The organism is Blastococcus sp. SYSU D01042 (assembly GCF_054050515.1).
This window is the reverse complement of the sequence record NZ_JBJGZM010000002.1, coordinates 463535-481514: the sequence shown is the minus strand read 5'-3', so window position 1 is coordinate 481514 and position 17980 is coordinate 463535. Positions and strand designations below refer to the sequence as shown.

At 73.2% G+C, this 17980-nt stretch carries 19 protein-coding genes and 4 tRNA genes; 9 read left to right on the top strand and 14 right to left on the bottom strand.

The features are described from left to right. Nucleotides 1-147: 147 nt before the first annotated feature. Nucleotides 148-618 carry a TIGR02611 family protein gene (locus ACI79H_RS06545; RefSeq protein WP_456553567.1) on the bottom strand — a complete coding sequence of 157 codons (471 nt, stop codon included), beginning with the start codon at nt 616-618 and terminating at the stop codon, nt 148-150. A gap of 270 nt (nt 619-888) precedes the next feature. Here ACI79H_RS06545 and ACI79H_RS06540 point away from each other — a divergent pair, with 270 nt between their 5' ends. The 4 genes from ACI79H_RS06540 to ACI79H_RS06525 all read left to right on the top strand — a co-directional run bounded on the left by ACI79H_RS06540 (nt 889) and on the right by ACI79H_RS06525 (nt 1751). Further along, nucleotides 889-1353, top strand: a complete 465-nt coding sequence (locus tag ACI79H_RS06540) for an SsgA family sporulation/cell division regulator (protein WP_456553566.1) — start codon at nt 889-891, stop codon at nt 1351-1353. An 84-nt stretch (nt 1354-1437) separates the two neighbouring features. Further along, nucleotides 1438-1509: transfer RNA gene (locus ACI79H_RS06535), tRNA-Gly, on the top strand. 41 nt (nt 1510-1550) lie between these two features. After that, nucleotides 1551-1621 (top strand) — tRNA-Cys (locus ACI79H_RS06530). 55 nt (nt 1622-1676) lie between these two features. Then, a tRNA-Val gene (locus tag ACI79H_RS06525) sits at nt 1677-1751 on the top strand. Between the two features lie 55 nt (nt 1752-1806). Here the strand turns inward: ACI79H_RS06525 and ACI79H_RS06520 are convergent. Then, entirely contained in the window at nt 1807-2361 is a 555-nt protein-coding gene (locus tag ACI79H_RS06520; RefSeq protein WP_456553565.1) for a GNAT family N-acetyltransferase, read from the bottom strand. Beyond that, nucleotides 2354-2950 carry a dephospho-CoA kinase gene (coaE, locus tag ACI79H_RS06515; protein WP_456553564.1) on the bottom strand — a complete coding sequence of 199 codons (597 nt, stop codon included), beginning with the start codon at nt 2948-2950 and terminating at the stop codon, nt 2354-2356. The genes ACI79H_RS06520 and coaE overlap by 8 nt, the downstream gene beginning before the upstream one ends. 217 nt (nt 2951-3167) lie before the next feature. Between coaE and ACI79H_RS06510 the strand changes: the two genes are divergently transcribed. Next, nucleotides 3168-3371, top strand: a complete 204-nt coding sequence (locus ACI79H_RS06510) for a hypothetical protein (protein WP_456553563.1) — start codon at nt 3168-3170, stop codon at nt 3369-3371. Nucleotides 3372-3612: 241 nt separating this feature from the next. On the opposite strand, the gene rpsA is transcribed toward ACI79H_RS06510, so the two are convergent. Further along, nucleotides 3613-5082, bottom strand: coding sequence for a 30S ribosomal protein S1 (gene rpsA / locus ACI79H_RS06505; protein WP_456553562.1), 1470 nt, complete (start codon nt 5080-5082; stop codon nt 3613-3615). A 221-nt stretch (nt 5083-5303) separates the two neighbouring features. Between rpsA and ACI79H_RS06500 the strand changes: the two genes are divergently transcribed. Both ACI79H_RS06500 and ACI79H_RS06495 read left to right on the top strand, forming a co-directional pair. After that, nucleotides 5304-6155 (top strand): class I SAM-dependent methyltransferase, encoded by an 852-nt coding sequence (locus tag ACI79H_RS06500; protein WP_456553561.1) that lies wholly within the window; start codon nt 5304-5306, stop codon nt 6153-6155. A 76-nt stretch (nt 6156-6231) separates the two neighbouring features. Next, nucleotides 6232-6924 (top strand): alpha/beta fold hydrolase, encoded by a 693-nt coding sequence (locus tag ACI79H_RS06495; protein WP_456553560.1) that lies wholly within the window; start codon nt 6232-6234, stop codon nt 6922-6924. Nucleotides 6925-6934: 10 nt separating this feature from the next. Here ACI79H_RS06495 and ACI79H_RS06490 read toward each other — a convergent pair whose 3' ends face one another. Genes ACI79H_RS06490 through polA form a run of 3 tightly spaced genes read right to left on the bottom strand, consistent with a single transcriptional unit; the run spans nt 6935 to nt 10645 of the window. Further along, on the bottom strand, nt 6935-7330 hold the full coding sequence (locus ACI79H_RS06490) for a hypothetical protein (protein WP_456553559.1): 396 nt from the start codon (nt 7328-7330) through the stop codon (nt 6935-6937). 46 nt (nt 7331-7376) lie between these two features. Then, on the bottom strand, nt 7377-7907 hold the full coding sequence (locus ACI79H_RS06485) for a GNAT family N-acetyltransferase (RefSeq protein WP_456553558.1): 531 nt from the start codon (nt 7905-7907) through the stop codon (nt 7377-7379). A 2-nt stretch (nt 7908-7909) separates the two neighbouring features. After that, nucleotides 7910-10645 carry a DNA polymerase I gene (gene polA, locus ACI79H_RS06480; protein ID WP_456553557.1) on the bottom strand — a complete coding sequence of 912 codons (2736 nt, stop codon included), beginning with the start codon at nt 10643-10645 and terminating at the stop codon, nt 7910-7912. Nucleotides 10646-10724: 79 nt separating this feature from the next. On the opposite strand from polA, the gene ACI79H_RS06475 reads away from it, so the two are divergent. Then, a complete protein-coding gene (locus ACI79H_RS06475) occupies nt 10725-11135 on the top strand; it encodes a PaaI family thioesterase (RefSeq protein ID WP_456553556.1) in 411 nt (136 codons plus the stop codon). Here the strand turns inward: ACI79H_RS06475 and ACI79H_RS06470 are convergent. The 7 genes from ACI79H_RS06470 to ACI79H_RS06440 all read right to left on the bottom strand — a co-directional run bounded on the left by ACI79H_RS06470 (nt 11119) and on the right by ACI79H_RS06440 (nt 17798). Further along, nucleotides 11119-11688, bottom strand: coding sequence for a GNAT family N-acetyltransferase (locus tag ACI79H_RS06470; protein ID WP_456553555.1), 570 nt, complete (start codon nt 11686-11688; stop codon nt 11119-11121). The genes ACI79H_RS06475 and ACI79H_RS06470 overlap by 17 nt on opposite strands. A gap of 259 nt (nt 11689-11947) precedes the next feature. Continuing rightward, entirely contained in the window at nt 11948-12664 is a 717-nt protein-coding gene (locus ACI79H_RS06465) for an ABC transporter ATP-binding protein (RefSeq protein ID WP_456553554.1), read from the bottom strand. Next, a complete protein-coding gene (locus ACI79H_RS06460) occupies nt 12664-13497 on the bottom strand; it encodes an ABC transporter ATP-binding protein (protein ID WP_456553553.1) in 834 nt (277 codons plus the stop codon). The genes ACI79H_RS06465 and ACI79H_RS06460 overlap by 1 nt, the downstream gene beginning before the upstream one ends. Beyond that, nucleotides 13490-14674 (bottom strand): branched-chain amino acid ABC transporter permease, encoded by a 1185-nt coding sequence (locus ACI79H_RS06455; RefSeq protein WP_456553552.1) that lies wholly within the window; start codon nt 14672-14674, stop codon nt 13490-13492. The genes ACI79H_RS06460 and ACI79H_RS06455 overlap by 8 nt, the downstream gene beginning before the upstream one ends. Further along, nucleotides 14671-15660, bottom strand: coding sequence for a branched-chain amino acid ABC transporter permease (locus ACI79H_RS06450; RefSeq protein WP_456553551.1), 990 nt, complete (start codon nt 15658-15660; stop codon nt 14671-14673). The genes ACI79H_RS06455 and ACI79H_RS06450 overlap by 4 nt, the downstream gene beginning before the upstream one ends. An 89-nt stretch (nt 15661-15749) precedes the next feature. Further along, nucleotides 15750-16907: a branched-chain amino acid ABC transporter substrate-binding protein gene (locus ACI79H_RS06445; protein ID WP_456553550.1), complete on the bottom strand. Its 1158-nt coding sequence runs from the start codon at nt 16905-16907 to the stop codon at nt 15750-15752. 291 nt (nt 16908-17198) lie between these two features. Next, complete coding sequence (locus tag ACI79H_RS06440; RefSeq protein ID WP_456553549.1) at nt 17199-17798, bottom strand: ANTAR domain-containing response regulator; 600 nt, start codon at nt 17796-17798, stop codon at nt 17199-17201. Nucleotides 17799-17870: 72 nt separating this feature from the next. Here ACI79H_RS06440 and ACI79H_RS06435 point away from each other — a divergent pair. Next, nucleotides 17871-17944, top strand: a tRNA-Leu gene (locus ACI79H_RS06435). The last annotated feature ends 36 nt before the right edge of the window (nt 17945-17980 follow it).

Genomic DNA, 17980 nt, shown 5'->3' with positions numbered 1-17980 from the left:
CCGCGCGCTGCGCCCGCCCCCCCCCCCCACGCCCCCCCGCCCCCCACCCCCCCCCCCCCCCCCCCCCCCCCCCCCCCCCCCCCCCCCCCCCCCCCCCCCCCCCCCCCCCCCCCCCCCCCCCCCCCCCCCCGCCATTCTGCCAGACGCTCAGCGCCAGAGCGGAACCCACCCCGGGATCCAGTCCGGCACGCCCAGCAGGTGCAGCATCACCACGAGGACGCCGTAGACGAAGGCGGCCGTCAGCAGGCCGAGGAGGACCCGCACCCAGACCGGCTGGGCACCCACCCAGTCCGACCAGCGGCCGACCCGCTGCTTGGTGTACTCCAGCAGCCGCTCGGCCCAGGTGAACTCGCTGGCCAGCACGAACAGGCCGGCGATGACCGTGAGCCAGCCCGGCCCGGGCAGCGGGATGGTGACCAGGCCGAAGGCGACGACGAGCCCGCCGACGACGCCGACCGCCACGCGGTAGGCGTGGTTGGTGCTGCGCCGCGCGGCGAGCCGGCGCCGCCACCGCGCGTCGGCGACCCGCTCCCGCAGGCTGCGCACGTCATCGGTGTCGTACCGGGCGCGGCGCTCGTCCCGCGACTCGCGCTGGGGCCGCCGGTCCGGAGGGGCCACGGTCTCCTGCTCGCTCAGCTGGTCACCTCCGCGTCCGTGGCGCCCGGCGACGGGCGCGTCCTCGCCCCCGGGCGACCCCTGGAGCCTACGTCCCGCCGCTCACGCCGAGGTGTCTCCTGAACCTCATCGGTCACGACTGCCCCGAAATCGTTTCCGGAGCGTTCTCGGCGGGGACACATGCACCCATGACCGACATGTGGGGCTGGTGCGACGGGTGGGACGGGAGTGACGTGCTGCGTCACTCCTCCGACGGAACGTCGTTGACCTGACATGACCAACCGCTGGAACCCCGGTCACACGTCCCCCGTCACGCTCCAGCTCATCGGTCCCCAGTCGTGGACCGAGGTGCCGGCCCTGCTCTGCTACGACGCGACGGACCCGTTCGCGGTCCGCATCGCCTTCGGTGACATCGGTGACGACAGCGGGGCCGTGGACACCGACGAGGGCATCGCCTGGCTGGTCGGCCGCGAGCTGCTGCAGGCCGGCCTCGACCGCCCCTCGGGCGAGGGCGACGTGCGCGTCTGGCCCGCCCACGCGGCGAGCGACGTGCTGTTCCTGCACCTCCGGGCGCCCTCCGGCGAGGCGCTGTTCGAGCTGTCCCGGGCGGTCGTCGCCGGCTTCCTGCGGCAGACCGAGGCGCTGGTCCCGTCCGGTTCCGAGAGCGAGCTGCTCCGGCTCGACGACGAGCTGCACGTCCTGCTCTCCAACGGCGGGGCGGACCCCTCGGGCCACTGACCTGCGGGAACGCGGTCGGAGAACGGCGGGGGCACCCCCCTCGTTGGACGCCGGGAGGCCGTCAGGTAACGTTCTCCCTGCAACGCGGATGTGGCTCAGTGGTAGAGCATCACCTTGCCAAGGTGAGGGTCGCGGGTTCGAATCCCGTCATCCGCTCGGAACCTCGGGCGCTGATCGAGAGATCGGCGCCCGCGTGCGGTGGAGTGGCCGAGAGGCGAGGCAACGGCCTGCAAAGCCGTCTACACGGGTTCAAATCCCGTCTCCACCTCGTTCTCCTCCGCGGAGCACGAGCGCGGAGGAGGGACCGGTCGCGAGGCCGGGCCGGGCGATTGGCGCAGCGGTAGCGCGCTTCCCTGACACGGAAGAGGTCACTGGTTCGATCCCAGTATCGCCCACCACCGGAACCCCAGGACGCCGATCGGGCGCCTGGGGTTCTGCCGTTCCGGGCACTGTTCAGCCCCGCAGGACCAGCTCCGCGCGCACCCGCTCGCCGTCGACCGTGGTCGTGAAGCCGAGCGCCGCCAGCACCGAGAGCGCGGCGGCGTTGCCGCTGGTCGTGTCCGCCCGCACGGCCGTGGCACCCGCCTCGCGGGCCCGGTCGAGCACCTGCTCCAGGGCCTGCCGGCCGATGCCCCTGCCCCGGGCGGCGCGCGCCAGCCAGATCCCGGTCTCCAGGACTGCCGGCTCACCGGTCCGCCGCAGCCGGACCGAGCCGACGACCCGCTCCCCCTCGACACCCTCGCCGCCGACCACGACGACCACCCAGGTGGCCTCGCGCGCCGGCCCGTCGAGGCCGGCTCGCCGGTCGCGGTGGAAGGCCCGCAGCCACTCGACCCGCTCCGGGGTCCACCGCTCCCCCGGCGTGACCGGGGGCGTCACCTCGTCCGGGGCGGCGCCGTCCAGCGCGGTCGCCACCAGCCGCGCCAGCCGGCTCTCGGTGACCGGGGCCAGGCCGACACCCAGGGGCGGTCGCGCCGGCGTCCCCGGGACCGGACTCCCCTCAGCCACGGGCCGGCTCGACCCGCTCCTCCCAGAGGCGGGCGACCTGCTCGGCCAGCTGCTCCAGGGGGCCGCTGTTGTCCAGCACGACGTCGGCGACCGCCCGGCGCTGCTCGTCGGTCGCCTGCGCGGCGATGCGGGCCCGGGCGTCGGCCTCGGGGACACCGCGGTCGACCAGCCGGGTCAGCCGGGTGGCGAGCTCGGCCTCCACGACGACCACGAGGTCGTAGGAGCCCGCCTGCCCGGTCTCCACCAGCAGCGGGACGTCGTTGACCAGCACGGCGTCCTCGGGCGCGCCGGCGGCGAGCTGCACCGCGCGGTCGCGCACCAGCGGGTGCACGATGCCGTCCAGCCGGGCGCGGGCCGCCGGGTCCGAGAAGACGACAGCCGCGAGCGCGGGCCGGTCGAGCGAGCCGTCGGCGGACAGCACGCCCTCCCCGAACGCGTCGACCACCGCGGCCAGCCCCGGCGTGCCCGGCTCCACCACCTCCCGCGCGATGCGGTCGGCGTCGATGACCACCGCCCCGCGGTCGGCGAGCAGGCCTGCGACGGTGCTCTTGCCCGAGCCGATCCCGCCGGTCAATCCGATCCGCAGCATGTGCGCAGAGTAGCGACAGGGCCGCCCCGACATCACGGACAGGTAACACGCACGGAGGTGCCCCGGCGCGTCGCACGAGTCCCAGCAGTCACACGGATAACTTCGGCCCCGGCGATCTTCCCCGCCGAGAGAGGCAGAACCCACCATGTCCCGTCACCGGTCCGCTGCTGGAACCCCGTCGACCCGCGCTGCCTCCCGGGGCGCCGGACGTCACCGGGTGGGCGCCCTCTCCGGCGTGCGCTGCGCCGACATCCCCGCCGTCCGCGCCCGCATGGACGCGCAGCGCCCCGTCCCCGGGCCGCGCAACGCCTTCCTGCGCTGGCTCGTGCAGACGCCTCCCGCCGGCCGGCACACCTGGACGTTCCTCGCCGGCAACGGCGGCCGCCCCCGCACCGCGTTCGCGATCATCCTCAGCCTCTGACCCCGGCACTCCCGTCCCGCGACGGGGGTACCGCACCCGCGACCGCGCCGCTCATCGGGGATCTGAGCGGGGCGGAACCGTCGACAGGCCCCCGTGGACCGATGTCCACGGGGGCCTCTCGACGTCCGGCGGCGCGGCGGTGCCGTGTCCGCGCCACCCGTGGAGACGCCGGAGGCCCGGGACCACGTGGGTCCCGGGCCTCCGGTGCTCAGAGCTGAGTGCTCAGTGCCGAGCTAGCAGCTCACTCGCCACCGGCGAGCTTGGCCCGCAGCGCGGCCAGGGCCTCGTCGCTGGCCAGGGTGCCACCGGTGCTCGCGGGGGCGTCCGCGCCGGCGGCGTCCTCGCTGGAGTAGCTGCCACCGGCCGCAGCCTCGGCGTCGGCCTCCTTGGCCGCCGCGATCTGCTTGCGGTGCGCCTCGAAGCGGGCCTGGGCCTCGGCGTACTGCCGCTCCCAGGTCTCGCGGGCCTCGTCGAAGCCCTCGAGCCACTCGCCCGTCTCCGGGTCGAAGCCCTCCGGGTAGATGTAGTTGCCCTGCTCGTCGTAGGACGCCGACATGCCGTAGGCGGCCGGGTCGAACTGCTCCTCGTCGCCGACGACGCCCTCGTTGGCCTGCTTGAGGGACAGCGAGATGCGGCGGCGGTCCAGGTCGATGTCGATGACCTTGACCAGGAGCTCGTCGCCGACCTGCACGACCTGCTCCGGGATCTCCACGTGGCGCTCGGCCAGCTCGGAGATGTGCACCAGGCCCTCGATGCCCTCGTCGACGCGCACGAACGCACCGAAGGGGACCAGCTTGGTGACCTTGCCGGGCACGACCTGGCCGATCTGGTGCGTGCGCGCGAACTGACGCCACGGGTCCTCCTGCGTCGCCTTCAGCGACAGGGAGACCCGCTCGCGGTCCAGGTCGACGTCGAGGACCTCGACGGTGACCTCCTGGCCGACCTCGACGACCTCGGAGGGGTGGTCGATGTGCTTCCAGGACAGCTCGGAGACGTGCACCAGGCCGTCGACGCCGCCCAGGTCCACGAAGGCACCGAAGTTGACGATCGAGGAGACGACGCCCGTGCGGACCTGGCCCTTGGCGAGCTTGTTGAGGAACTCGCTGCGCACCTCGGACTGGGTCTGCTCCAGCCACTGGCGGCGGGAGAGCACGACGTTGTTGCGGTTCTTGTCGAGCTCGATGATCTTCGCCTCGAGCTCGCGGCCCACGTAGGGCTGCAGGTCGCGGACGCGGCGCATCTCGACCAGCGAGGCCGGGAGGAACCCGCGCAGACCGATGTCCAGGATGAGGCCGCCCTTGACGACCTCGATGACGGTGCCGGTGACGACCTCGTCGGCTTCCTTCTTGGCCTCGATCGTGCCCCAGGCGCGCTCGTACTGCGCGCGCTTCTTGGAGAGGATCAGCCGCCCTTCCTTGTCCTCCTTCTGGAGGACCAGGGCTTCCACCTCGTCGCCGACCTTGACGACCTCGTTCGGGTCGACGTCGTGCTTGATGGAGAGCTCGCGCGAGGGGATGACGCCCTCGGTCTTGTAGCCGATGTCCAGCAGCACCTCGTCCCGGTCGACCTTGACGATGACGCCCTCGACGATGTCGCCATCGTTGAAGTACTTGATCGTCGCGTCGATGGCGGCGAGGAAGTCCTCGGCGCTGCCGATGTCGTTGACGGCGACCTGGGGGGTGCTGGAAGGACGGACCTGAGTGGAGGTCATGTGGTTGGTTGCTCCGGACGGTTTATGCGTAGGGACGGGACGACCCGTGACCACGGGATCACGGGGCTGGTTCAGCGGGGGAAGCCGGCTCTGGCGTTCCGTGTGGGGAAAACCACGACAGACCTCTGGCGCATTCCTCAGTCTACGGACGCGGACGCGCCCGGGTCCACCTGGGTCGACCCCGCCTGCGCCGTCCCGCGGCGTGTCACCATCGGCGTGTCATGAGCGCCCCTCCCCCGCCCCCCGGCGGCCTCCCCCTGGGCGGTGACGGCTACCCGGCCGCGGGCGGGGTCGCACGCCGCCCGGCCGGCCCCGACGAGTCGGCGCGGGCCAACCGCCGGTGGTGGGACGCGGCCGCACCGGCCTACCTGGCCGAGCACGGCGGCGACCTCGGCGACGCCGACTTCCTGTGGTGCCCCGAGGGGCTCCGCGAGGCGGATGCCCGGCTGCTCGGGGACGTCGCCGGGCGGCGCGTGCTCGAGATCGGCTGCGGCTCGGCCCCGTGCGCGCGCTGGCTGGCCCGGCAGGGAGCCGACGTCGTGGCCCTGGACGTGTCGGCCGGCATGCTCGCCCGCGCGGCGCAGCTCAACCGCGCCACGGGCACCGCCGTCCCGCTGCTGCAGGCCGACGCCGGCCGGCTCCCCCTCGCGACGGCGTCGGTGGACCTCGCCTGCTCGGCCTTCGGCGGGCTGCCCTTCGTGGCGGACGCGCGGGCGGTGCTCACCGAGGTGGCCCGCGTGCTGCGCCCGGGCGGGCGGTTCGTGGCGTCGGTGAACCACCCGCTGCGCTGGCCGTTCCCCGACTCGCCCGACCCGGAGGACCTGCGGGTCACCTCCTCGTACTTCGACCGCCGGCCCTACGTCGAAACCGACGGCAGCGGGAGGACCGTCTACGTCGAGCACCACCGCACCGTCGGGGACTGGGTGCGCGCCGTCGTCGGGGCCGGACTGGTCCTCGAGGACCTGGTCGAGCCGGAGTGGACGCCGGGCCGGACGCAGACCTGGGGCCAGTGGTCCCCGGAGCGGGGCGCGCTCGTCCCGGGCACCCTCATCCTGGTGTGCCGGCGATCCTGAACCTGCACCTGAGGGTTCGGGTTCCTCGGGCCGGTGGGCACCGCTGACTTCTGGTCGACGACCCGGTCTCGTCCTCGTGGCCACCTTCGTGCTGATCCACGGCTCCGGCGACGGCGGGTGGGCGTGGCACCTCGTGCAACGCGCCTTGCAGGAGCGGGGCCACCACGCCGTCGCGCCCGACCTGCCCACCGACGACGACGACGCGACGTGGGACGACTGCGCGGCGGTGGTCCGCGCCGCGGCCGCCGGTGCGCCGGGCCCGGTCCTCGTCGGCCACTCCTCCGGCGGCCAGGTCGTGCCGCTGGCGGCCGAGGCGTGCGGCGCCTCGCTCCAGGTGTTCGTGGCCGGCCTGGTGCCCCGCGCCGGTGAGACCCCGGAGCAGTGGTTCGCCGCCGTCGGCTGGGGCGGTGCGGTGGCCCGGGCCCGCCGGGTCGACGGCGGGCTCACCGGGCACCCCGATCCGCTGGTCGCGTACTACCACGACGTCCCGGCGGGGCTGGCCGCCGAAGCGCTGGCCCGGGAGCGGCCGACCGGGGACCTGCTCGGCCGCACGCCCTGGCCGCTGCCCGACCTGCCGGCCGTGCCCTCGCGGTTCGTGGTGACCGCCCTCGACCGCTTCATCCCGCCGGCGGTCCAGCGCCGCGTCGCCGCGGACCGGCTGGGCATCCCCGAGCCCGACGTGATCCAGGCCGGGCACTGCGTCGGCCTGAGCCGGCCCGACGAGCTCGCCCGCCTCCTCGCCGGCTACGCGGACGCCGTCCTCACCTGACGGTCGAGGGTCATCCCTGGCCGGCGAGCCAGCGCGCCGCGGCCCGGCGCCCGCGCAGCCGGACGACGACGACCCCGCCCGCCGCGGCCGCCGCGAACTCCGCCTCGCTGCGGCGGCGCTTGGCCCAGAACTCGCGGCTGAGCACGATGCGCAGCGGGTGCGAGGCCCGCAGCCACATCGCGAAGCTCTCCCGGTTGCCGTTCCGGTAGGCACGACCGGTCACCGCGCGGACCACCGATCGCCGGAGCAGCCGCGCCGCCACCAGCGGGAAGGGGTGTTCGAGCCGGACGACGGCCTCCGCCTGCGCCAGCAGCCGGTCCTTCACCGGGCGGTACTGGTACTCCGTCACCCAGCGGCCCGAGGCGAGCATCGCCCCGACGTCGGTCTCGAACTCCGAGCGCGGCACCCAAGCCCGCGCTGCACCCCCGCCGGGAGCGGCGGGGCACCGGCGCTCACCACACGTCCCCCTCCCGCCAGTCGCAGGTGAGCTCGCCGTCGAGGTCCAGCGGCACCCGCCCCGGCAGCACGTGCACGGACCCGTCGTCCTCCGGTGTCCTGCGTGGCCCGTCCGGCCCGAGCACCGAGGTCGGCCCCCGCCACAGGAGCCATCCGCGTGCGGCGTACAGGCCCGCGCCGTCCTCCGATGCGCTGAGCGCCCCGTGATCGGCCTCGGCCCGGACGACCCGCTCGAGCGCGCCCATCACCGCCGAGGCGACCCCCTGACGCCGCCGGTCCGGGGCGACGGCGACCGCCTCGACGTACCCCGCCCGCAGGACGTGCTGCCCGTGCAGCAGGCGCCGCCCGACGACGGAGCCGTGGCCGACGAGCCGCTCCCCCTCGTGCACCAGGGCGTGCACCCCACCGAGGGCGTGCGCCCAGTCGTGCTCGTCGAACCCGCCCTCGAACGCCTCGTCCAGCAGCGCCCGGACCGCCGACCGCGTCGCGGTGTCGAGCTCCGCGGTGAGCCGGACGGCGGGCGCCATCCTCAGTGCGCCGCGTCGTCCCAGCTGGCGCCGAAGCCGACCGAGACCTCCAGCGGCACCGACAGGTCGGCGGCGCCGGCCATCTCGCGGCGGACGAGCGCTTCCAGGGCCTCCCGCTCCCCCGCGGCCACCTCGAGCACCAGCTCGTCGTGCACCTGGAGCAGCATCCGGGACCGCAGCCCCTCGGCGGCGATGGCCTTCTCCACGTTGAGCATGGCCACCTTGATGACGTCGGCGGCCGAGCCCTGGATGGGTGCGTTGAGCGCCATCCGCTCGGCCATCTGGCGGCGCTGGCCGTTGTCGCTGGTCAGGTCGGGCAGGTAGCGGCGGCGGCCCAGCGTCGTCTCGGTGTAGCCGGTCTGCCGCGCGTCGTCGACGACGCCGTCCAGGTAGTCGCGGATGCCGCCGAAGCGCTCGAAGTAGGCGTGCATCTGCTCGCGCGCCTCCTCCACGGAGATGCGCAGCTGCCCCGACAACCCGTAGGCGCTCAACCCGTAGGCCAGGCCGTAGCTCATCGCCTTGATCCGCCGGCGCATCTCCGGGTCGACCTCGGAGATCGGGATGTCGAAGGCGCGGGAGGCGACGAAGGAGTGCAGGTCCTCCCCCGACATGAACGCCTCGATCAGGCCCTCGTCGCCGGAGAGGTGGGCCATGATGCGCATCTCGATCTGGCTGTAGTCGGCCGTCATGAGGGACTCGTAGCCCTGCCCCACGACGAACGCCTGCCGGATGCGGCGGCCCTCGGCGGTGCGGATCGGGATGTTCTGCAGGTTCGGGTCGGTCGAGGAGAGCCGGCCGGTCGCGGCGATCGTCTGCTGGAAGGTCGTGTGGATGCGCGAGGCGTCGTCGACCATCGGGATCAGGCCGTCGATGACCGTGCGCAGGCGGGTCACGTCCCGGTGGCGCAGCAGGTGCTCGAGGAAGGGGTGGCCGGTCGAGGCCAGCAGCGAGGTGAGCGCGTCGGCGTCGGTGGTGTACCCGGTCTTGTTCTTCTTCGTCTTCGGCAGCCCCAGCTCGTCGAAGAGCACCGCCTGCAGCTGCTTGGGCGAGCCGAGGTTCACCTCGCGGCCGATCACCGCGTAGCACTCGGCGGCCGCGGCGGCGACGCCGTCGGCGAACTCCTTCTGCAGGTCGTGCAGGAAGTCCAGGTCGACGGCGATGCCGCGGTACTCCATCGCGGCCAGCACCCGGGTCAGCGGCAGCTCGATCTGGCCGAGCAGCGCGTCGCCGCCCTTGGAGCCCAGCACCTGCTCGAGGGCGTCGGAGAGGTCGTTGACCGCCACGGCCTTGAGCACGTCGGCGTGCGCGGCCTCCCGCGCGACGTCGTCCTCGGTCGGGCCGAGCCCGTCGAGGGTCAGCTGGCCCTCGGGCTCGGCGGTGTCCTTGAGCTCGCGGCGCAGGTAGCGCACGGCGAGGTCGGCGAGGTCGAAGGAGCGCTGTCCCGGCAGGGCGAGGTAGGCGGCCAGCGCGGTGTCGCTGACCATCCCCGCCAGCTCCCAGCCGCGGGCCCAGATCGCCAGCAGCGGGCCCTTCACCTCGTGCACGACCTTGGGCCGGTCGGGGTCGGCCAGCCAGGCGGCCAACGCCTGCTCGTCGGCGACGTCCAGGTCCGGCCCGACGTCGACGAAGGTGGCGTGGTCGTCGCCGCCGGCCAGGGCGATGCCGGTCAGCTCCCCGGTCCCCCGCCCCCACGTGCCGCGGAAGATCAGCCCGGTGCGGCCGCGGGCGTGGGTGTCCAGCCACTCGCCCAGCTCCCCGCGAGCGAGCTCGTCCAGCCCGACCTCGAAACCGCCCTCGACCTCGGGCTCGGCGCTGGTGAGCGTGGCGAACAACCGGTCGCGCAGCACGCGGAACTGCAGGTTGTCGAAGAGGGTGTGCACCTCGTTGCGGTCCCACGCCTGGACGGCGAGGTCCTCCGGCCCGATCTCCAGCGGGACGGCGCGGTCGAGCTCGGTGAGCCGGCGGTTCTGCATCACCGACGACAGGTGCTCGCGCAGCTTCTCGCCGACCTTGCCCTTCACCGTGTCGACCCGGTCGACCAGGGCGTCCAGCGAGCCGTACTCGCGGACCCACTTCGCCGCCGTCTTCTCCCCGACGCTGGGGATGGAGGGCAGGTTGTCGCTCGGGTCGCCCCGCAGCGCGGCGAAGTCGGGGTACTGCCTCGGTGTCAGGCCGTACTTCTCCTCCACCGCCTCCGGGGTGAAGCGGGTCATGTCCGAGACGCCCTTGCGCGGGTAGAGCACGGTCACGTGCTCGTTGACCAGCTGCAGGGCGTCGCGGTCGCCGGTGGCGATGAGGACGTCCATGCCCTGCTCGACGGCCTGCACCGTGAGCGTCGCGATGACGTCGTCGGCCTCGAAGCCCTCCGCGGTGATCACCGGCACGCGCAGCGCGCCGAGCACCTCCTGCACGAGGCTGACCTGCCCCCGGAAGTCGGTCGGGCTCTCGGACCGGTTGGCCTTGTACTCGGCGAAGATCTCGCTGCGGAACGTCTTGCGGCCGACGTCGAAGGCCACGGCGAGGTGCGTGGGCTGCTCGTCGCGCAGGATGTTGATCAGCATCGACGTGAAGCCGTACACCGCGTTGGTCGGCTGGCCGGTCGTCGTCGAGAAGTTCTCGACGGGCAGCGCGAAGAAGGCCCGGTAGGCCAGCGAGTGGCCGTCCAGGAGCAGCAGCCGCGGGCGCACGCCCGAGCTGGACGGGACGGCGGGCGCTGAGGTGGAGACCGGTGCGGACATCGCTGCCGATCGTAGAGGCGGGCACCGACAGCGGCGCCGCCACCGGCGCCCCCCCGGCGGCGCTGGCTACGGTGCCGGGGTGACCACTCCTGCACCCGACTGGCTGCCCGGCAGCATGCGCAGCCCGCTGGACGACAAGCTGGGCATCGAGATCGTCGACTTCACCCCCGACCGGCTGGTCGCGACGATGCCGGTGGCCGGCAACGAGCAGCCCTTCGGCCTGCTGCACGGCGGGGCCACCTGCGCCCTGGTGGAGACCATCGGGTCGGTGGCCGCGGCGATCGGCGCCGGCCCGGGCAAGCAGGTGGTCGGCGTCGAGCTGAACGCCAGCTACCTGCGGGCCGCGACCTCGGGCACGGTGACGGCGGTCTGCACGCCGGTGCGCCGCGGGCGCACGCTGTCGACCTTCCTCATCGACGTCAGCGACGACGCCGGCCGGCCCACCGCCACGGCGCGGCTGACCTGCATGACCCTCAGCGACCGGCAGTAGCCGAGGGCAGCGGCTGCACGCGTCGCCGCGCGATGCCGGGCACCCGGCGCGGGAGCGGGACGATGCCGAGCCGGCGGCGCTGCCACGCCGACAGGGAGCGACCGAGCGCGTGCACCGAGGCGATGCGGCGCGTCGTCAGGGGCGCGAAGCCCATGCGCGCGAAGAACCGCTGCCGGTCGGTGTCCTGCGCCACGGCGGCGACGACGTAGGCGGCGCCGTGGGTCTTCGCGTAGGCGGCGGCCTCGGCCAGCAGCGCGGAGCCGACGCCGGACCTGCGGTGCTCGCGGTGCACCACGAAGGTGTCCACGGTGACCTGCGGCGTGCCCAGCACCAGCGACAGCGGGTCCAGCCCCAGCACCGCCAGTCCGACGCCGAGCTCGCAGGCGCCCGCCCCGTCGTCCCCACCGGGGAGCAGCGCCAGGACGACCCGGTGGCCGGCGTCCTCGAGCAGGCGGCGGAAGCCCGCGCCGGCGGCGTGCACCGGCGGGTGGCCGGTCAGCACCTCCTCGGCGTGGGCCTCGACGCGGTGCTGGCGGACGAGCTCCAGGACCACGGGCAGGTCCTCGGGACGAGCAGCCCGCGTGACCACCCCGGACCGCGATGCAGACCCTGGCACAGCTGCCTCCCCCTACGAGTTGAGCGCAGGGTGCACCCGGGCGGTGACCGCGGAACGGCGGCGCGCCGCCCGGTGTGACGGGCGGGACGCGCGGGGCGGCCTGCGACCGGGTCGTGAGCGACCCACCCCCGGCGGACGCGGAGGGGCCCGGGTGCCGGCTCGGCACCCGGGCCCCTGGCGGAGCCGCGCTACCGGGTCAGACGTCGCCGCCCAGGTAGGCCGCCTTGACGCTGTCGTCGGCCGCCAGCTCGCGCCCGGTGCCGGTGCGCACGACCTCACCGGTCTCCAGGATGTAGGCCTGGTCGGCGATCTTCAGCGCCTGCGCGGCGTTCTGCTCGACCAGCAGGATCGTCGTCCCCTGCTCGCGGATGTCCACGATGATCGAGAAGATCTGCTGGATCAGCTTGGGCGCCAGGCCCATCGACGGCTCGTCCAGCAGCAGCAGCGTCGGGCGGGACATGAGCGCCCGGCCCATCGCCAGCATCTGCTGCTCACCGCCGGACATGGTGCCGGCCGCCTGGTCCCGCCGCTCGTGCAGGCGGGGGAACAGGCCGAACACCCGGTCCAGGTCCTCGGACCGCGTCTTCGCCCGGTCGGCACGCGCGTACGCGCCCATGTCCAGGTTCTCGACGACGGACATGCCGGGGAAGATCCGCCGACCCTCGGGCGACTGGCTGATCCCCAGCGGCACCCGCTCGTGCGAGGCCATGTGGGTGATGTCCGCGCCCTGGAACCGGACCGCACCCGCACGCACCTTGCGCAGCCCCGAGAGGGTCTTCAGCGTCGTCGTCTTGCCGGCGCCGTTGGCCCCGATGAGGGTGACCACCGACCCCTGCTCGACGGAGAAGGTGATGTCCCGGATGGCCTCGATGCGCCCGTAGTTGACGCACAGCCCCTCGACCTCGAGCAGCATCAGAGCACCCCCTCCTCGTCGACCTCGTCGACCTCGGTGCCCAGGTAGGCCGCGATCACGGCCGGGTCGTTGCGGACCTCGGCCGGCACGCCCTCGGCGATCTTGCGGCCGAACTCCAGGACGGCGACCCGGTCGCTGACGCCCATGACCAGGCCCATGTCGTGCTCGATGAGCAGCACGGTGAGCCCGCGGTCGCGGATCCGCCGGATCAGCTCCATGAGCTGGGCCTTCTCCGCCGGGTTGAACCCGGCGGCCGGCTCGTCCAGGCAGAGCAGCCGCGGCTTGGTCGCCATGGCCCGCGCGATCTCCAGGCGGCGCTGGTCGCCGTAGGAGAGGTTGCGGGCCAGTTCGTCGGCCTTGCGCTCCAGACCGAGGAAGCGCATGACCTCGCGGGCGGTCTCCTCGCCCTCCCGCTCCTCGCGGCGGTGCCGCGGCGAGCGGATCAGCGCGTCGATGACGCCGGTCCGGTGGTGGGCGTCCGCGCCGACCAGCACGTTCTCCAGCGCCGTCATGTTGCCGAACAGCCGGATGTTCTGGAAGGTGCGCGCGATGCCCAGCCGGGTGATGGCGAACCGCTTGCGGCGGCCCAGCGGCTCCCCGGCGAAGCGGACCTCGCCGGAGGTGGGCTGGTAGACGCCGGTCATCACGTTGAAGCAGGTGGTCTTGCCGGCGCCGTTCGGTCCGATGAGCCCGAGGATCTCGCCCTCGCGCACGTCGAAGCTCACGCCGTCGAGCGCCTTCAGCCCGCCGAACTGGATGCTGACGTCGTCCACCGAGAGCAGCGCGCCGCCCTCGCGGGCGGCCGGCTGCGCGGCCGTCGAGGTGCTAGGCACGGGCGGTCCCCTCCTCGAGTGCGTCCAGTTGCTCGTCCACCGCTTGGGCGCGTCTGGTCCGGCGCGGTGGCAGCAGCCCCTGGGGCCGGAAGTTGGCCAGGATCAGCAGCGCCATGCCGAAGACCAGCAGGCGCCACTCCTCGAAGCCGCGGAACCGCTCCGGCAGGTACGCCACCACGATCGCGCCCGCGATGACGCCCCAGCGGTTGCCGGCACCTCCGACGACGACGGCGGCGACGAACAGGATGCTGAGCAGCAGCTGGAAGGACTCCGGGTTGATGAACCCCTGCCGCGAGGCGAACAGGGCGCCGGAGAGGCCGCCGATGAACGCACCCGAGGCGAACGCGAGCAGCTTGAAGCGGAACGTCGGGACGCCCATCAGCTCCGCGGCGTCCTCGTCCTCCCGGGTGGCCTCCCACGCCCGGCCGATCCGGGACAGCCGCAGCATCCGGTCGGCGCCCAGGACGAGGAAGATCACCGTCAGGGCCAGCCAGTAGTACGGCGCCTGGTCGGCCACGCCGAAGAAGAGGAACGTCGTCGTGTCGTCCAGGTCGACGACCGCCCGAGCGCCCTCCCACTGCAGGTGCGGGATCTCGAAGAGCTCGACGCTGGGCGGCCGCGGGACACCGGTGATGCCCTTGGCAGCGCCGAGCCACTCGGTGTTGAGCGCGGTGAGCCGGATGATCTCGCCGAAGCCGAGGGTCACGATGGCGAGGTAGTCACCGCGCACCCGCAGCGTGGGCGCACCCAGCAGCACGCCGGAGATCGTCGTGAGGACGACCGCCATCGGGATGAGCACCCACCAGGACAGCTGGGCCTGGAGGGAGCCGAACACCGCCACCGTGTAGGCGCCGACGGCGTAGAAGCCGACGTACCCGAGGTCCAGCAGGCCCGCGTAGCCGAGGACGACGTTGAGCCCGAGCGCCACCAGCACGTAGCTGGCGACGGTGAACAGGACGGCGCCGAAGTCGGTGTCGGGCGTGCTGATGATCGGGATCTCGAGCAGCGGCAGCGCGTACAGCACCAGCACCAGCAGACCGATGAGGGTCCACTTGACCGGCTTGGGCAGCGCGGTCACCCGGCGCGCGAGCGCCGAGCGGTCCCAGCCCAGCCGGACGCCGGTGGACGTGCGCGCCACGCCGGGCGAGCTGTCGGGGGAAGCCTTTCCCTCGGTCATGCGCGGGCCCTCCCCAGGCTCTCGCCGAGCAGCCCCGTGGGCCGGAACAGCAGGATGACGACCAGCAGCAGGAACGCGACGACGTCGCGCCACTCCGATCCGATCAGGGCAGAACCGTAGTTCTCGGCGAGCCCCAGGACGAAGCCGCCCAGCAGGGCACCGCGGACGTTGCCGATGCCGCCGAGGACGGCGGCGGTGAACGCCTTCACGCCGAGCAGGAAGCCGGCGTTCCAGCGGGTCACCCCGAACCGCATCAGGTACAGCAGCGCCGCCGCGCCGGCCATGATGCCGCCGACGAGGAAGGTGGCGCGGATGACCCGGTTGCGGTTGACGCCCATGAGCGCCGCGGCCTCGGAGTCCTGCGCCACCGCGCGGATGCCCTTGCCGGTGCGGGTCCGGCGGATGAACTGGTCCAGCGCCACCATCATGACGACGGCGCTGACGATGATGATCACGTCGACGTTGGTGACGGTGTAGCCGCCGACGGTGAACAGCCCCTCGGTCTCGAGGGGGTTCTGGAAGCGGGTGTTGTCGCGCGCCGAGCGGACGTAGGGGTCCAGCGTGTCGCGCAGGCCGAGCCAGTCGGCCACGCGGTCGCGCAGACCCATGATCTCGGCCAGCGCGAAGCTGGCACCGATCGCGCTGATCAGCGCGACGAGCTTGGGGGCGTCGAGCCGGATGAGCCGGCGGTAGGCCACGCGCTCCAGGAGGAGCGCGATGCCGCCGCTGACGGTCATGGCGGCGAGCAGCGCCAGCAGCAGGACGCCGATGACCACGGGCAGCGCGCTGCCGGGGGCGACCCCCAGGGCCACGGTCACCCAGACCGCGGCGAAGCTGCCGAACATCCAGACTTCGGAGTGGGCGAAGTTGATCAGCTGGAGCACGCCGTAGACCAGCGTGTAGCCGAGCGCGACGAGGCCGTAGACGGCGCCGAGCACGAGACCGGTGACGGTCAGCTCGACGAAGTTGTTGATGAGGAACTGCACGGGGCCTCCGAGCGACCGAGGTAGGCGCAGGCGCGGCCGGGTCCCCTCGAGGAGGGGGCCCGGCCGCGCCCTGGTGGGTCAGCGGGAGATCAGTTGGTCTCGATCTCCTGGTCGGCGACGATCTCGCCGTTCTCCACCGTGTACGCCCAGACGGAGATGTTCTCGACCTCGCCCGACTCGTCGAACGTGATCTGCTTGGTGATGCCCTCGCCGTCGTAGTCGTTGATCCACTCGAGCAGCGACTCGCGGTCGGTGTTGCCCTCGAGAATGCCCTCGAGCATCACGTTGGCCGCGTCGTACGCCTCGGCCGAGTAGGTGGCCGGCGCGGCGCCGAACTCCTCCTCGAAGGCGTTGAAGAAGTCCTGCTGCTCCTCCGGCGGGAGGCACGGGCAGGTGATGATCGTGCCCTCGGCGGCGTCACCGGCGGCCTCGACGAAGCCCGGGTCCTTCACGCCGTCGGCGACCACGAAGGTGGCGTCGACACCGGCACCGCGCATCTGCTGCACGAGCAGACCGGCCTCGGCGTAGTAGCCGCCGAAGAAGACCGCCTCGGCACCCGAGTCGCGGATGGCCGTGATGGTGGCGGAGAAGTCGGTCTGACCGGTCTGGATCGTGTCGGTCCCGACCACGGCGTCGCCGAGGTCCTCGTTCACGATCTCGGCCAGGCCGGCACCGTAGGCCGAGGCGTCGTCGACGACGAAGACGCTCTGGCTGCCCAGGACGTCGCTGATGTAGGTGGCCGCCGCCGGGCCCTGGCTGTCGTCGTTGCCGAGGATGCGGTGGAAGGTGTCCCAGCCGTTCTCGGACAGCGCCGGGTTGGTGGCCGACGCGGAGATGGTCGGCAGCCCGCCCTCGGCGAAGATCGGGCCGGCGGTGTCGGACTCACCCGAGAACGCCGGGCCGACGATGCCGATGACCGACTCGTCGCCGATCGCCTGCGTGGCCAGACCGGTGGCCTGGTTGGGGTCACCGGCGGAGTCGTACTCCTCCAGCGCCACCTGGCAGTCGGCGTTCTCCTCGTTGAACTGGTCGACCGCGAGCTGGACACCGTTGCGGATGTTGATGCCCAGGTTGGCCGCGGAGCCGGTCAGGGCCCCGAAGTAGCCGATGGCGACGTCCTCGCAGGTGCCCGCCTCGCTACCGCCGCCGCCCGAGGCCTCCTCGTCGTCGCCGCCCGAGGTACCGCAGGCGGTCAGCGCCAGCGCCATGGCGAGCAGAGGCGCGCCCGTCTTGACCGTGAAACGCACATGTCCTCCAGAGCCAGATCGGCGGCCCGCTGGTCGGCCCCGCCGGTGGTCGTTGCCGTCCCGGTGGGATCGGCTGGCAAACAGTAGGGCGCGGTTGCCGCGAGCCGAACGGGCCCGGGACGTTTCGTGACCGTCTCGTGATGGCGGTCCGGAAGCCCCCGCGAGCCGCCGGAAAGGGGCTCGTCAGGTCCGCGCCGTCCACCACCCGCGGGTTCACAGGCGAGCCGCCTCGACCACCGAAGATCAGTAGGTGGGCTGCTGATTGGAGCCGCTATACCGACGGTCGGCTGATCAGGCCGAGCCGACCTCCGGCGGAACCCCGTCGGCGAGCACCCGCTCGGCGAGCGCCTTCATCGACGTCCGCTCGTTCATCGCCGTGCGCTGCAGCCAGCGGAACGCGGACCCCTCGTCGACGCCGCGCTCGGCCATCAGCCTGCCCTTCGCCTTCTCGATCACCTGGCGGGCCGCCAGCCGCTCCTCCAGCGTCCGCACCTCGCCGTCCAGCGCGGCCATCTCCGCGAACCGCCCGCGCGCCACCTCGATCGCAGGGACCAGGTCGTTCTTCGAGAAGGGCTTCACCAGGTAGGCCATCGCACCGGCGTCCCGTGCCCGCTCCACCAGCTCCCGCTGGCTGAACGCGGTCAGCACGATCACCGGCGCGATGCGGGCCGAGGCGATCTGCTCCGCCGCCGACAACCCGTCCAGCACCGGCATCTGGATGTCCAGGATCACCAGGTCCGGCGAGAGCTCCCTCGCCCGCTCCACCGCCTGCTGCCCGTCGCCCACCTCGGCGACGACCACGTAGCCCTCCTCCTCGAGCATCTCCTTGAGGTCGAGGCGGATGAGGGCTTCGTCCTCGGCGATGAGGACCCGGGTCGGCGCGCTGGTCACGGGGTCGAGCCTAGCGACGTCGGCACCCGCGGAACCCCCGCTACGCTGATCCGGCTGCCGGCCGACCGGCACGCCCCCGTACCCCAATCGGCAGAGGGAGCGGATTCAAAACCCGCGCAGTGTGCGTTCGAGTCGCACCGGGGGCACTCTGCTGGACGTGTCGTCCTCCGGACGACGACCGC